The sequence below is a fragment of the Wolbachia endosymbiont of Tribolium confusum genome, from assembly GCF_020405475.1.
Taxonomy (GTDB): domain Bacteria; phylum Pseudomonadota; class Alphaproteobacteria; order Rickettsiales; family Anaplasmataceae; genus Wolbachia.
In genome coordinates this window covers 297,882-312,654 of record NZ_JAIZNT010000001.1, presented here as the reverse complement: position 1 = coordinate 312,654, position 14,773 = coordinate 297,882, and the positions used below count along the sequence as shown (strand labels likewise).

Here is a 14,773-nt window from a genome sequence, read left to right as displayed (position 1 = left end):
TGGCGTTATGCCTAATAAAAGTAAAATAAATCGAGAATTAGTAAAAGCGTTTAATAGTGTTCTTCTTTCTGATGAGACTGTTATTACTAATCTCACTGTAGAAAAAGATCATATTGTTCTCTCATTTGATAAAGATATGAATATTGGTCAGCGCAAAGACTACTTGAAAAATATGAGAGAGAGTATAGTAGGAAAGTTTTGTGGAGATAATGAAGATGAGGATGAAAAAGTTTTTGTCGAAAAGGCTGCCAATGATCTTTTTTATACAGACTCTTTTCCTTTTAACTTTAAGCAAGTAAAATGGATTACAGATAGTAGCAGACATAGGTTTTCAGTGCCAATTGAAAAAGAGGTAGTTTGTAATCTAAAATATTTGCTAGCTAATGAACTTATACGGTTTACAATAGCACGTATTATGGACGTTCATCCTAAAGGTCCAGATTATGTGAGTGAAAATGTATACGATGTGGGTTTTGAAAGAAAATCTTATTTATACTGTAAGGGCTTTGATGATCGAGAATTAAAAGACTCTTTTGTAAAATCATTCTCATCGAGAATGGAAAGTTATGAAAATAGTCCTAAAAGATTTAAGGGTTTTTTAGAAGAGAAGGGGAATGATGTATATTTAAAGAAAGGCGTTTTTGATGATCTTAAGTTTGTTCAAGACATAGTAAAGCGTAGAGTATCATCGGTGTGTCGTTGTTTTGATACTCCAAAAGGCGAGGTTGGAGCTATTGACATGCTGAAATCTGCAGTGGTTAATTTGTTTCGTGAAGCAAACATACCAGTTAATCGTATATTGCGTGACTCTTACTTGAACAGTGACGAAGAATCAATTTTAATTCCTATTGTAAGTTATAATAATGAGGAGGGATATTTAACAAGAGAAGAAGTGAATCACGTTAATAATATGTTTGGTATGGATATACTAAATAGCTTTGAAGGTCGGACTTCACAGATATCGCTATTGGGCAGTAAAGGAGTGTATGGAATAGATTTTGCTAACCCAGACATTGCTTACTGTGTGATGGATAAGATCACAGAGAGCTCTTTAATCAGCGAATATAAAGTTAAAGATAAAGATACAGGTGAAGATAAAGTTAAATATAAGCTATCCATTGATCCTGCGCGTGTGCCAGCTATGAAACCACAAACTCTTGCCCCTTCTGAAGAAAAAGTAGGGACGGATGGGCCAAGTGCAGATAGTGGTTTTGGTGATTCACCTAAGAATTCAGTTATAGGTAAATCACGTACTGGAAACTCAAGCAAATTCCTTAGGCCCGACTACTATGGTGAAGGTAAAGGTGGGGATGATGCTTCGGCTAAAGATAGTGGCTTTGGCCCTTCTTCAGCACGATCTTCAGCACGATCTTCTTTTATTAATAAGCCCAAAACAACATTTAACCAACCTTCTATATCACAGCCTGACCAATGTTCTGAAAAAAAGCGTACATCTATTAGTAAAAAATCAACTTGTTGTATTTTATAGCTAAAGAAAATTAGACTATTTGAGGACGAATTGTGAATGAAAGTTTATTTGCCAAGGTATAGCTGCCTTGGCCTACAAATCTTGGTTTCTTCATCGTTTACCATTTCATACCACTGGGCAACCCAACCAGTGGTTCTTGCAAGTGCAAAAATGGGTGTAAACATACTTGAAGGGATACCGATAGCATTCATTATTATACCTGAGTAAAAATCAACATTTGGATACAACTTACGTGTAATAAAATACTCATCCTTTAAAGCTATTTCTTCAAGTTTTTTTGCAACTTCAAGTAATTCATTGTTTTGCTCTAGTTTGCTTAAAATCTCATGACAAGCATCCTTTAATATAAGCGCGCGCGGATCATAGTTTTTATAAACACGATGTCCAAATCCCATTAGCTTAAATGGATCTTTATCATCTTTAGCTTTCTCAATGAATCTATCTATATCTCCACTTTGCTCTATCTCTTTTAGCATATTTATAACTGCCTCATTAGCTCCACCGTGTGCTGGACCCCAAAGTGTAGCAACTCCTGCAGACAGGCTTGCAAATAGATTAGAACCAGCTGACCCTACCAATCTGACAGCTGCTGTAGAAGCATTCTGTTCATGATCAGCATGGAGAGTAAATATTTTATCCAGAGCGTTTACAAAAAGGGTATTATTAACAGCACTGCCAAATACCATATTTAAGAAATTCTCACTATAACTTAATTTATTATTAGCATTTATGAATTCCTGATTGTTGATATGTCTATAAATCATTGCAACAATTGCAGGAACTTTTGCTATTGCAGAAATTCCAAAATCTAAATCTTCACCATTGACATTGTTGCCATGCATTTCATGGTAAGACGCTGACAAATTTGCAAAACATGCAACTAAAATCGACATAGGGTGAGCAGTTTTTGGAAATGCTTTGATTACATTTGTAACTTGCTCTGATACTTTGGATGATTCTTGTATTTTGAGAAGAAATTTTTTGTGTTGCTCTGAACTGGGTAATTCACCATAGAGCAATAAATAAATCACAGCAGTAAAATTATTATTCTCTGCCAAATCAGCTATATTATGTCCCCTATATTTAAGAACTCCTTCATCTCCATCAATGAATGTAATTGTAGAAGAGCATGAAGCTGTAGAAACAAACCCTGGATCGTAAGTGAATAATCCTGTCTTCTTATATAAATCCTTAATATTTAACACATCAGGACCTACTGTTCCACTTAATATGGGTAGCTCAACTTTTAACCCATTACTTAGTTCTAATAGCACTTTTTTATCCATCACTTAAGCTACTTAATTTTATACAGAATATATAAACTGAAGAGTATATATTAATACAGCTAACTTTACATTAACCGTATTAAGCGGTTATCAATGCTTTTACTTTTGCATTTAAGCGACTTATTTTACGCGCAGCGGTATTCCTATGAATGACACCTTTATTTACACATTTGTGTAAATTGGATTCAGCATTCCGAAATGCCAAAACAACATTTTCTTTATCACCAGACTTGATTATATCAACTAATCTTCTAATAGCAGTACGAGTTTTGCTTTTTCTCATCTTATTTACTAAAGTACGCTTTGCTATTACCTTCATCATTTTTTTAGCACTCTTATGATTTGCCATATATTAATACCTGTACTTTTCTTTTAATTATAAAGTTTTTTTGTTAATTTGCAATATCAGTTTTTTCTGCAATTAATCTACTACTTCTTTCTTCAATGATTTTTTCTAAACTTTGCAAGAATTCATTTTTGTTTAACCCAGGATATATGGGAGGTAATATTTCTATTACCGCCTTTCCGGGATTCTTTCTCAGAGAAAGTATGCTTTTTGGCCAAAACAAACCAGTGTTTAAAGCAATCGGTAACACAGGAACAGATAATACGCTATATAAAGCAGCAATACCCGATTGATATTTTATATTTTGGTTTATAGTTGTTCTTGTACCTTCAGGAAATATTATTATGCCTCTATTTTCTTTTATACACACTTTTGCTAATTTCATGATATGACGCACAGAACTAATACCATCTGAGCGGTTAATAAAAATCATTTTTAATGCCATGAGATGCAAACCAATAAATGGAATCCATTTCAATTCACGTTTTAAAATAAAAACTGCTTTTCTAAAGAGTAGTATAAAAATAAATGTTTCAAATGGAGATTGGTGTTTAGATGCAATTATAAAAGGTTGCTTAGGAATGTTTTCCATTCCCCTCACTTCATATTTAATGCCACATAATAAACGCAACATGAATAATACAACTCTCACCGAGCAAACAAGGAAAATGGTTATTACACACTCAGGAAAGAAAATTACAGGGAGAGTAATTAAAGTATAGAATACTTCCCATAATATAAGGAGTAAATTAAACAATAAACTTGCAATCACAAACACACGTAAACTTATTTGAATTTAACTTTACTACAAAACTAAAAGCAATAAGTTTAATTATTGATCATCTGAGTAATAGGATGAGAATCAGCTAATTTGTCCTTTAACTTTTCGTTAGCAATATGAGTATATATTTGTGTTGTAGAAAGATTAGTATGGCCAAGAATTTTTTGTATCAGCACAATATTTGCTCCGCTATTCAGTAGATGGGTAGCAAGAGAATGCCTAATCACATGTGGAGAGATTTTATTTTCATCAATATCGCACTTTCTTGCTAATTCCTTTATTAATTGACCAACTCTTTGCCTTGTAATTGGTTTATTAGGTTTATCACCTGGGAATAGCCAATCAGATTTTTTGTTGTTAGGGAGCAGATTGTCACGAATTGATAAATAATCTTTAAGGCTTTGTAATGCTTGCTCATTAAAAAATATTTGCCTTTCTCTGCCACTTTTTCCTTTTATTATTATATAGCCTTCTTTACCGTTACTGTTTACTAAATGTGATACTTCACATAACTTCATATTAATTAGTTCAGAAATACGCATCCCGGAAGAGTAAAGGATATCTAAAATTGCACATAGCCTTTTACTGCTTATCTTTTTATTTGATCCGCTTGCTGATTTTTTTACTGTTTCCATGAGCAAAAATATTTCTTGAACACTTAAATACTTAGGCAAAGGACGGGAAACCTTTGGATTTCTTAATTCATTATCATTAGCCGGTGCTGGATTAAAGTCTATTATTTCATCATTAAATAGGCACTTATAGAAATTTTTGATAGCAGATATTTTTCTTGATATAGAGCTAGTTTTATATTTCTTTTGTGTACGTAAAAAGTTTACATAATCTTTAATATTAGCTTTACTTGCACCAACTAAGGTAGTGCCTCCTTCTAATAAAAATTTTTCAAGTTGGTGTAAATCTGAACGATAACTTTCCAAAGTATTTTGTGTAGAAGATTTTTCGGAAACCAAAGTATCTATGTAATACGTTATGTAAAGATTCTCTTTTTTATTTTGTAGTTGTTTATTTTTCATTATCAGCTCCTATATTTATTTCTTTGACTATAATTTGATTGAAAGTATTTTTTGTGTTTTTTATAAGAAAATATGAGATAAACAAGGCACCTATCAATAAAGTAAGTACTACAAACCTTTGCTTTAACCTTTTTTTTAAATTTGATCTTATTTTTACCATATTTCAATTATAACATTAAATCTATAAAAAACATCCTGTAAAGTAAGTTTTACTATCGTATAAAATATCCCTTAGCTATGTCTGTTTATTCTTATTACATCATAGTATTTATTGTAATTTTAACATAAAGAAATAGTGATTTCAACTTCATTATTGTATGGGTATTAATAAATTTTTAATATATATAATAAATACCTTACAAAAAAAGGAATCAATTGGCACTTTTTTTTAATAAAGTGTTAATAAAAGGAATGGTTACATTTGATCCTATAGATTCATTATCTATTTTTTCTATAACTTTATTAATGCTGTGGAAAGAACGTTCTATTCTTGCTAGAATATAATCAATTACCTTTAGATCAATTTTTAACTGTTTATCTGAAAATTGTTTTATTAGCATAATTCTTAATAATTCCTCGCTTGCAGGTAAAATTTTTACGCTGATAGTTGATAATATTCGCGAACTTAAATCTTTTAGTTTGAAGTTAAGCTTTTTCGGTAAAATTGAAGAAGTAATTAGCAGTCTTTTGTCATTTTCTTTCATGTAGTTGTAACAATGTAATAACATTTCCTCATCTTTAATGTTTTGTACATCTTCTAAAATAAACGCATTGCTATACCTAATCTCGCTTACAAAATTATTCACATTGATGAAAATTGCATCGTTTATTGATTGCCAAATATGAGCAAGGTGAGTTTTTCCAGAGCTTTTAGGTCCAAAAAGAATCAGGCATTTCCAAGATAAATCATTAACTATCGAGTTGTATACCTGCTTGTTTTCGTCTAAGATGATGTAATTTTGCCAACAATAATCAACTTGATTATTGTTAAATAAATTTAATTGCACGTAAATCCTCTTACATTGCTACTTTTTGATAATAATTTTTGCATAAAAATTTACTTACATTTCTCAAATGTATCAGAGGTTCTTTTTATCATGAACTAATTAGCCATTTTTATAAAGCTCACTTTCAAAATATTTATTGACTGTATATTCTACTAACACACTGAACATTGCTATTATTGGAATAAAAAATAATATACCTATAAACCCAAAATATGAGGTACATATGACAACTCCCAAAATAATGATAGTTGGATGTATATGAACTTTTTTTCCTATTAATAAAGGAACTAATATGCTTGAGTCCATTAATTGTCCAACACTAAATAACAGCAAAACAGCAGCACTTTCAAACCAGCCACTAAATTGAGTAATGGCGCTCAGAAACCCGATAATAGTGTATAATAATGGCCCTATGTAGGGTATAAATGTTAATATTCCTGACAAAATTCCAATAGCGACGGAATGCTTCAGCCCAATTATGCTAAGGCTCACGGAGTAAAAGATCATCATGACTATACATACGTTTAACTGTCCCTTTAGGTAATTAGATATAATAAAATCTACTTTGGAAAAGTAATCTGCAGCTTTTTCTCTGTAAGGAATGGGAATTAGTTTACTAGCTTTTTCTACAATTAAATGCCAATCACGTAATACATAGAAAAACACCATAAGCGTAATAGCTATTAATGACGACATGTAAATCAAGCTAAAGCTTGAACTTAACACTTGAATTATAAGATCGCTGCCCATGCTAAGAGCATTGATAAAATAAGATATATAATCACTGTAATTTTCTACTAGATTTTTAGACAAGTGATCAAATAAACTATCTTCAGTTTTTATATTAAGAAATTCTAATACAGAAGGAATCACTTTAAGCTTTAATGAAGGTACCTTATTCACTAAGAAATTTAATATTAAAGTAATTTGAACATATATAATAGGTAAAACAAATGTGATAGCTAATATAAAAGCTATCAATAAGGCAAGTATTATAAAAACTACAGAACATGAACGTGGTATTCTATATTTTTCAAACTTTATTACTAGTGGATTAAATAAATACGCAACAAAAACGGATATTAGACACGGAACAATCATAGGACGCATCAAAAATAATGCCCCTATTATGAAAAGCAGTACACAACAAATAGTTATATGACGTTTTTGCATGTGTTTAGCATAATCAATTTACCGAAAAATATACAGTTTTTTGTAAATATTATCTATTCATTGTTTTATTAGGTATGAAATCAGCCAAACTTTTACCCAATTCCCAACTAAATAAAACTCCGTTGTGTGGATCAACTGTAAAACCTCTCAGATTAACGATCTTCATCAGATTTTTATTTAACAATTGATTATCTTCTAGTCCTTTTGCTAATTGTGCAGGGTATGGTATTAAAGTGTCTCTTTCATGGTTAATGACCACTATTGGTATTTTCTCATTTTGTAGCTTTCGTATATTGTTTACTATGTCAAAGTATAGATTTAGAACCTTGAGCATTTTTTTTAACAAACAAGAGGGCAGTACACTTAGAATTTTCGCTTGAGGAATTGGAAAATGCTTTATTGCATTGTGAAAAGAGCTGAAAGTGCTGGTAAAAAATAACACCTCCAAGCTTAACATTTCTATCTGCAAAATTCTTTAGTACTTCTGATGCAACTGCTCCTCCAAAGGAATGGCCAAAAAGTATAATGTTTTCAGATTTTACACCCTTGTCAATTAATTTACTGATTTCTTTTATTGAAGGCTGAGACAAGCTTTGATTCTTATTTATAAACGGAATCATGAGTGGTGGTACAGATAAAAAGATGCAAGTTAAAGCTGCTAAGATTGCTAAACTTGCTGTCCTAGATGTCATTGGATTAGTAAGTAATATTAAAGCTGGTAATAGTATTGATGTTCCTAAAAACAAGAAACTAGCTATTGCGTAAGTTATATAGTTTTGAAATGCAATTGGGTATTTATGTGCATGAGTGTAGAAATTAGACCTATGGAGATATGTAGATCTATCTTGTATTACCTGGACGCATTTTTATAATTATCACCTATTCCATGAAAAAATATAAGATGTATCTCATTTTCTTTATTATACTTAGCAACATGCATTATTTCCCTCTAACATATATTACACCTAGTAAAAGAATATTCTTTTTTGAGAATTGGATCAAACTTTTTTAAAATGCTAGATAACTTGTATTAACAACGAAAATGATAAGCATGCACACTAACAGACTTGAGGAATACAAGATAGCAGCATTAATAGTTGCAGCAGGAGTAGGCAGTAGATGCAATGCCAAAATCCCTAAACAGTATGTAAAATTTGCAGGTAAGTCTGTTTTATTTCACACAATTAGAAAATTCTTAGCTAATCAGTACATAAGTTACATAAGAGTGGTAGTGAATGAAAGTCAAAAAGATTTCTATAAAGAAGTTACGTCATCAACTATAGATACTAAATTGCTGAGTCCAGTATATGGAGAAAAAAGCAGGCAGAGTTCAGTTAAACTTGGACTGGAGAGTTTGCAAAAGATCAATCCAGATTTTGTTATTATACATGACGCTTGTAGGCCTTTTGTATCAAATATTCTAATAAACAACTTGATTGAATCTATGATTAGTGGTCAATATACAGGAGTAGTTCCAGCAATAGAAGTCGAGGATACTATATCGTTGGTGAGTAATAATTTCGTTGAATCTACGATTTCAAGAGAAAAACTTAGAGCTATGCAAACTCCTCAAATTTTTAATTTCAGAGAATTATTATCGTGCCATCAATCAGTCAAAGAATTTACTGATGATTCATCACTAATGGTGGAGCATAAAAAACATGTTGCGATTATTGAAGGTGAGAAAAAGAATTTTAAGTTAACTACAAAAGAGGATATCAATATGGCAAAACTTCTCTTTGGAGAGTCAAAATTCCGTGTCGGAGCCGGTTATGATATACATAAATTTGTTAAAATTCAAAATGATGCTAAGAGCTTTATAAAAATTTGCGGTGTGGAAATTGAGCATAATATGGCAATAGAGGCACATTCCGATGGTGATGTTGCAATACATGCAATCGTTGATGCAATACTCGGAGCACTAGGATGTGGCGATATAGGAGAACATTTTCCTCCTAATTCCTCTAAATGGAAGGATTGCAATTCATCTCATTTTCTTGACTTTGCTGCTAAAAAAGCACAGGAAAAAGGATATAGCGTGTCTAATTTAGATATTACTATAGTTTGTGAAGAGCCTAAAATATCGCCTTACAAAGCAGGAATGAAGGAATTCATATCAAAAATATTAGAAATTAATGGTGAATTCGTAAATATCAAAGCAACCACAGCGGAAAAATTAGGTTCTATTGGAAGAAATGAGGGAATAGCAACGTATGCTTCTGTGCTATTGCGTGCAAATTTTTATTGAAGGTAGAAACGAAATAACTTACTTGACAAACTCCACCATTTCACTTCCATTGCAAGGAAAGTGGGAAGGTTTGTCAAGAAATTTCTATGAGCTACTTTCAACATTAATAGCTGATTCAAGTCTTCTATTCAAAATTTTCAATATAAAATCCAATTCATTTGAGTTGTTATAACGTATCATGACTTTACCCTTAGAATTACTGTCATTAATTTTGATCTTTAAACCAAGCTGAGAAGATATAGCTCCTTCTAATGCTGCCATATCTTGATTTTTAGTACACTTATGCTCTTTTCGGTCGTTATTTTGTTGTAAGTCTTTTATCAATTTTTCAGTTCGTCTAACGCTCAGGCCCTGAGAAACTATTCTTTCTGCAATACTTTCCGCATTTTCAACATTAATCAATGCTCTTGCATGACCCATAGACAATTTTTTCTCGTTGATCATTGTTTTTACCCCATTAGGGAGTGACAGCATTCGTATCATATTGGTTATGTGACTGCGGCTTTTACCTAAAGTTGAGGCTAATTCTTCGTGTGTATAGGAGAATTCATCTGTTAGTTTTCTGTACGCCTCACCTTCTTCTATTGGATTAATATCTTGCCTCTGTATGTTTTCAATTATCGATACTTCTAAGCATTCCTTGTCATTTAAATCTTTTATGATAACCGGCACACTATCAAGATTTATGACCTTACTTGCTCGCCAACGACGTTCCCCTGCTACTATTTCGTAACCTTCATTATTTGGATCTTTGCGCACCACAACAGGTTGTATTATACCATTTTTCTCTATCGAACCTGCAAGTTCTTTTAATGACTCCTCATCAAAATATTTTCTCGGCTGAAATTTGCTCGGGTGTAGTAATGAAATAGGTAACCGATCTTCTTTATTATCATAATTATCGCCTATGAGGCCAGCAAGACCTCTACCTAAGCGCCTATTGTCCCTCACGCTGCATCCTCACTTATCAGCTTTTTCTCTTTACAGATGCTCATGTGTTTCTTTAAAATTTCTTTTGCCAAACTTATATATGCTTGTGCACCAGGACACTTAAGATCATATACAATAGCAGGTTTTCCATGAGAAGGCGCTTCTGATAACCGTACATTACGTGGAATAATGGTCTCATACAAGGGGATAATAGTTTTATATACTTTATCATTTAAATATTGGCAAATATCATTTTTAATCTGCTCACTAAGTTTGTTGCGTCTGTCATACATTGTGAGCAATATTCCTTCTATTAACAGGAAAGGGTTTAGGTTATTTCTTTTTATCAGCTCTACAGTCTTAACTAAATGGCTCAATCCTTCCAGAGCGAAAAATTCACACTGAAGAGGAACAATAATCGAGTCAGCAGCAGTCAGAGCATTGATAGTAAGCAGACCAAGTGATGGAGGACAATCGATAATTATGTACTCATAATTATTACGTACTTTCTCTAGCATATCTTTTAGTACGAATTTTCCCTGCTCAAGTTGTGATAGCTCAATTTCTGCGGCTGATAAGTCAACCACTGATGAAATCAGCGATAGATTTGGAATTTCCTTTATATTGAAAATTGCCGATTCCACCAATTCACTTTCGCTGCTCAGCAGTATTTTATATATATTTTTTTCTTCCCTGCTACGATAAGAAATCCCAAGTCCTGTACTAGCATTTCCTTGAGGGTCAAGATCTACCAGTAAAGTACTTTTTCCCACAGCAGCAAAGGCTGTTGATAAATTTATACTAGTTGTAGTTTTACCAACTCCACCCTTTTGATTTACTATTGCAATGATCTTGCTCACGCCTTTTATCTTATGTATAAAATAACTCTATTGTATATATGCAAGAAATTTTTGCATTAGAAAAATTTTTTTGTTGCCAATCATGCTCAAAGTAAACTGCCTTTTTTTGTCTTGTGTAACACACTTTGAACCTTATTTCCTAGCTCATTCAGAGTAAATGGTTTGGGTAAAAAATGGAAGTCTTCTATATTGATTTCATCGCTCTTTAAAAAAGCATCCTCTGCATACCCAGAAATAAAAATAACTTTGATGTTTGGCCTATGTATCAATGTTTCTTTAACTATTTCTGGACCACTCACCTCTGGCATGATTACATCAGTGATTATTAGATCTATGTGTCGATTTTTTTTTCTAATGATCTCTAGTGCCTCGCTGCCTATACTCGCTTCTATTACATTAAATCCTTTTCTTGTAAGAGCCTTAGCAGTAAATTCCCTTACTGAATCTTCATCTTCAATTAATAAAATTATACCATTACCTTTAATCTCTACCGGTTTCTCTATTTCTTTACTATCTTCCTCTTTATCATTTTCATCCGATATGTAAACTATGGGCAAAAATATGCTAAATTTAGTTCCATGATTCACTTTGCTAGCAACATAGATGTATCCTTCGGTTTGTTTGATAATGCCATATACAGTAGAGAGGCCAAGACCTGTACCAGAAGCAATATCTTTGGTAGAAAAAAATGGATCAAATGCCTTTTCAATTATATCACTCGTCATTCCACATCCAGTATCAATCACTTCAATCACAACATAATTCCCATGTTCAATAGTTTCCTTATCTGGAGAAAACATATCCTGAGGTGTAGAATTTAATGAATCAACCTTTTGATTAAAGGTTCGTATAGTTAACTCTCCCCCCTTTTCCATAGCAGAACCAGCATTGACTGCTAAGTTAAGCATAACTTGCTCTAATTGTCCTTGGTCAGCCCTAACAGCACCCAAATCGCTACCATAATAAATATTAAATTTTATATTTTCACCTATTAATCTTTTGATCATTTCATAAAGATTAGCTATCGTACCATTTACATTAATAATCTTTGGCTGCAAAGTCTGTCTTCTTGAAAAAGCAAGCAGTTGTCTTACTAAATTTGATCCACGTTTTGCATTTTGCTGTATCTGTATTATATCTCCAAAAGATGGATCGCTAGCTGAGTGCTGGAGTAAAAGCAAATCACAAAATCCTATTATTCCGGTTAATATATTATTGAAATCATGTGCAATACCACCTGCTAACTGCCCTATAGCTTGCACCTTTTGATAATGCTCAAGTTTTATCTCTAGTTTTTTACGTTCAGTATTATCAATAAAATAACAAAGTATGAACATCACTTTATTATGAAGAAACTTATTAAAATATATTTTCATGTTATTACCGCCATTGAGCTGCACATCAAAGGACGCATTATTTATCCTATTACTTAAAAAATATTCACGCACTTTCATATGATAACCATCTGATATCAATGCAAAGATAGAACCATTATTTGACCCCGCAAGTTTTACTAATGCTATATTTTTCTTTATAAAATTGCCATTTATGTCGCATTGTGCAATAGCAATTGACGAATTTATAAAACAAGGGTGTAGTTGATAATCAACAATATTTGATTCAGTTGGTGTTATAAAGCCGTGTATATAGCTATGATTGTATTTATCACAAAATATAGCAGTACTCATATAAGCCTTAAATGGAGCACCGCTTATAGTAAAAAACATAATTTCATTTTTGGTTATTGTATCGTCATACTTAGATTGAGATATAAAATCATTGATTGAGCTACCTTTTTCCAATTTTTTTAGTTCAAACATGTCTAAAAATCTTTTATTTACAGATAAGATACCTCCTTTTGTATTTGCAACGTAAGTTGCTATATTGTGTTTCTCTATCAACTCTTCATATACCTGCTCTTTGTTTACCTGTGTTGCCTTCAGTACAAAATACCCATTTGGTCTTGCTATTGGGGCTAATGATAAATTTAAAGTCTTATTACTATTTATAGCAATTTGTGGATTATCCGGTATTGGTTCAGAGAGCAAAAGAAAGTTAGATATTCTACTCTTCTTGCTTAAGGAAATACATACTTTTACAGAAGTGTTATTTCTTAACGCATGATAGAGTGATTTTCTGTCTTTTTCTGGAACATCTCCTGCTTCAAGAATTTTATCTAGCGTAACATCATCGTTTATGTGATCTTTAAACCTTTCGTAGAACCTCGCATCAGCATAAATAATACCCTCATCTTTATGTAAAATGAGACAAAACTCTGTATTATGATTCAGCGCATTTGCAAATATTGCATTTTGAAACTCTATGATATTAAGTAGATACTTGTAACGTTTTATATTATATACCACAAAGAAAGTCATTAGAGTACTAATTAATAAATTAATCTCTATATTAACATGCTGACTATATACATTAGAAAAATAGAGTACTGATATTGCTATTGGAGGTAAGAACATAATGACTGCCATCACAATAATTGACATCCCATAATTTCTTAGTATGAAGTCAACTCTGTTCTCTTTTTTGTTATCTATGTATCTTTTACCCATTATTATTGTTTGGCATTCTTGCACATATAAAAATATTCTACTATATTGATTTAATTATTATAGATTTATTAACATCCTTGATGGGTAATTACTATTCCAGTCTAATTAAGTCCTGTAAATATAGGATATAACAATATTAACAAGCCGACAAGAAGGCATTATGGAAAAACAAAAGACACAAGCATTTGAATGGTTCTGCTCACTAAGAAACAAGATCACCGAATCTTTCTTATCAATTGAGGCACAGTCATTCACAGAACCAAAGATCGAAAAAAGAAAATGGGACCGACCAGGTGGTGGAAGTGGTGAATCTACAATTATCTTTGGTAATATTTTTGAAAAAGTTGGAGTAAACGTTTCAAGAGTATACGGAAAGCTCGCAGACTCAGCCATTAATGAAATTCCTGGTGCAAGTGAAAGCAATGGAGAGTTTTGGGCAAGCGGTATATCTTTAGTGTCTCACATGCAATCTCCCCTTATCCCTGCAGCACATATGAACACAAGGCTGATATATACCTCAAAACAATGGTTTGGTGGAGGAATGGACTTTACTCCAATTTATAAAGATGAGGGAGATTGCAAGTACATTCACGAATCAATTAAAGCAACTTGCGATGAGTTCAACATCGAATATTATCCGAAATTTAAAAAGCAATGTGATGATTACTTTTTTTTACAACATAGAAAAGAGCCACGTGGTATTGGTGGAATTTTTTATGACAATCTAACTTCTGGCAACTGGAAAAATGATTTTGAGTTCACAAAAGCAGTAGGTGAAGCCTTTTTAGAAATTTACTTACACATCATACACAAACATATGCAAAAATCTTGGACAAAAGAACAACGAGAAGAACAATTGATAAAACGTGGCAGATATGTGGAGTTCAATCTTCTTTATGATCGTGGTACAAGGTTTGGTTTAATGACTAATGGTAACCCCGATGCAATTATGATGTCGATGCCGCCTCTTGTTAAGTGGGTGTGAAAAGCGGTTATTAATATAAAATAAATCGTTGTAGTTTAAAATTGTACCACAATGGTGAGCTTTTATA

General features: G+C 32.2%; 13 protein-coding genes and 1 pseudogene. 3 read left to right on the top strand and 11 right to left on the bottom strand.

Features of this window, described 5'->3' with window-relative positions:
* Nucleotides 1-7 precede the first annotated feature (7 nt).
* Nucleotides 8-1,489 (top strand): hypothetical protein, encoded by a 1,482-nt coding sequence (locus LEM02_RS01570; RefSeq protein ID WP_226079431.1) that lies wholly within the window; start codon nucleotides 8-10, stop codon nucleotides 1,487-1,489.
* Between the two features lie 44 nt (nucleotides 1,490-1,533).
* On the opposite strand, the gene LEM02_RS01565 is transcribed toward LEM02_RS01570, so the two are convergent.
* From LEM02_RS01565 to LEM02_RS06870, 8 genes and pseudogenes are all read right to left on the bottom strand, one after another.
* Nucleotides 1,534-2,775, bottom strand: coding sequence for a citrate synthase (locus LEM02_RS01565; protein ID WP_226079430.1), 1,242 nt, complete (start codon nucleotides 2,773-2,775; stop codon nucleotides 1,534-1,536).
* Nucleotides 2,776-2,854: 79 nt separating this feature from the next.
* Nucleotides 2,855-3,124, bottom strand: coding sequence for a 30S ribosomal protein S20 (gene rpsT, locus LEM02_RS01560; RefSeq protein WP_226079429.1), 270 nt, complete (start codon nucleotides 3,122-3,124; stop codon nucleotides 2,855-2,857).
* Between the two features lie 43 nt (nucleotides 3,125-3,167).
* Entirely contained in the window at nucleotides 3,168-3,893 is a 726-nt protein-coding gene (locus LEM02_RS01555; protein ID WP_029237643.1) for a lysophospholipid acyltransferase family protein, read from the bottom strand.
* A gap of 56 nt (nucleotides 3,894-3,949) precedes the next feature.
* Nucleotides 3,950-4,936 carry a tyrosine-type recombinase/integrase gene (locus tag LEM02_RS01550; RefSeq protein ID WP_226079428.1) on the bottom strand — a complete coding sequence of 329 codons (987 nt, stop codon included), beginning with the start codon at nucleotides 4,934-4,936 and terminating at the stop codon, nucleotides 3,950-3,952.
* The gene (locus LEM02_RS01545; protein WP_226079427.1) at nucleotides 4,926-5,096 is read right to left on the bottom strand and encodes a hypothetical protein; all 171 of its coding nucleotides are present in this window, start codon (nucleotides 5,094-5,096) and stop codon (nucleotides 4,926-4,928) included. The genes LEM02_RS01550 and LEM02_RS01545 overlap by 11 nt, the downstream gene beginning before the upstream one ends.
* A 211-nt stretch (nucleotides 5,097-5,307) precedes the next feature.
* Nucleotides 5,308-5,943: an HdaA/DnaA family protein gene (locus LEM02_RS01540; RefSeq protein ID WP_226079426.1), complete on the bottom strand. Its 636-nt coding sequence runs from the start codon at nucleotides 5,941-5,943 to the stop codon at nucleotides 5,308-5,310.
* A gap of 99 nt (nucleotides 5,944-6,042) precedes the next feature.
* Nucleotides 6,043-7,116, bottom strand: coding sequence for an AI-2E family transporter (locus LEM02_RS01535; protein ID WP_226079425.1), 1,074 nt, complete (start codon nucleotides 7,114-7,116; stop codon nucleotides 6,043-6,045).
* 49 nt (nucleotides 7,117-7,165) lie between these two features.
* A pseudogene (locus tag LEM02_RS06870) lies at nucleotides 7,166-8,056 on the bottom strand (alpha/beta hydrolase family protein).
* Between the two features lie 102 nt (nucleotides 8,057-8,158).
* Here LEM02_RS06870 and ispD point away from each other — a divergent pair.
* Entirely contained in the window at nucleotides 8,159-9,364 is a 1,206-nt protein-coding gene (ispD, locus tag LEM02_RS01515; protein ID WP_226079421.1) for a 2-C-methyl-D-erythritol 4-phosphate cytidylyltransferase, read from the top strand.
* Between the two features lie 84 nt (nucleotides 9,365-9,448).
* Here ispD and LEM02_RS01510 read toward each other — a convergent pair whose 3' ends face one another.
* From LEM02_RS01510 to LEM02_RS01500, 3 genes are all read right to left on the bottom strand, one after another.
* A complete protein-coding gene (locus LEM02_RS01510; RefSeq protein ID WP_226079420.1) occupies nucleotides 9,449-10,315 on the bottom strand; it encodes a ParB/RepB/Spo0J family partition protein in 867 nt (288 codons plus the stop codon).
* Complete coding sequence (locus LEM02_RS01505) at nucleotides 10,312-11,154, bottom strand: ParA family protein (RefSeq protein WP_226079419.1); 843 nt, start codon at nucleotides 11,152-11,154, stop codon at nucleotides 10,312-10,314. The genes LEM02_RS01510 and LEM02_RS01505 overlap by 4 nt, the downstream gene beginning before the upstream one ends.
* An 86-nt stretch (nucleotides 11,155-11,240) precedes the next feature.
* Nucleotides 11,241-13,721 (bottom strand): response regulator, encoded by a 2,481-nt coding sequence (locus tag LEM02_RS01500; protein WP_226079472.1) that lies wholly within the window; start codon nucleotides 13,719-13,721, stop codon nucleotides 11,241-11,243.
* Between the two features lie 160 nt (nucleotides 13,722-13,881).
* Here LEM02_RS01500 and hemF point away from each other — a divergent pair, with 160 nt between their 5' ends.
* Nucleotides 13,882-14,706, top strand: a complete 825-nt coding sequence (gene hemF, locus LEM02_RS01495) for an oxygen-dependent coproporphyrinogen oxidase (protein ID WP_226079418.1) — start codon at nucleotides 13,882-13,884, stop codon at nucleotides 14,704-14,706.
* The last annotated feature ends 67 nt before the right edge of the window (nucleotides 14,707-14,773 follow it).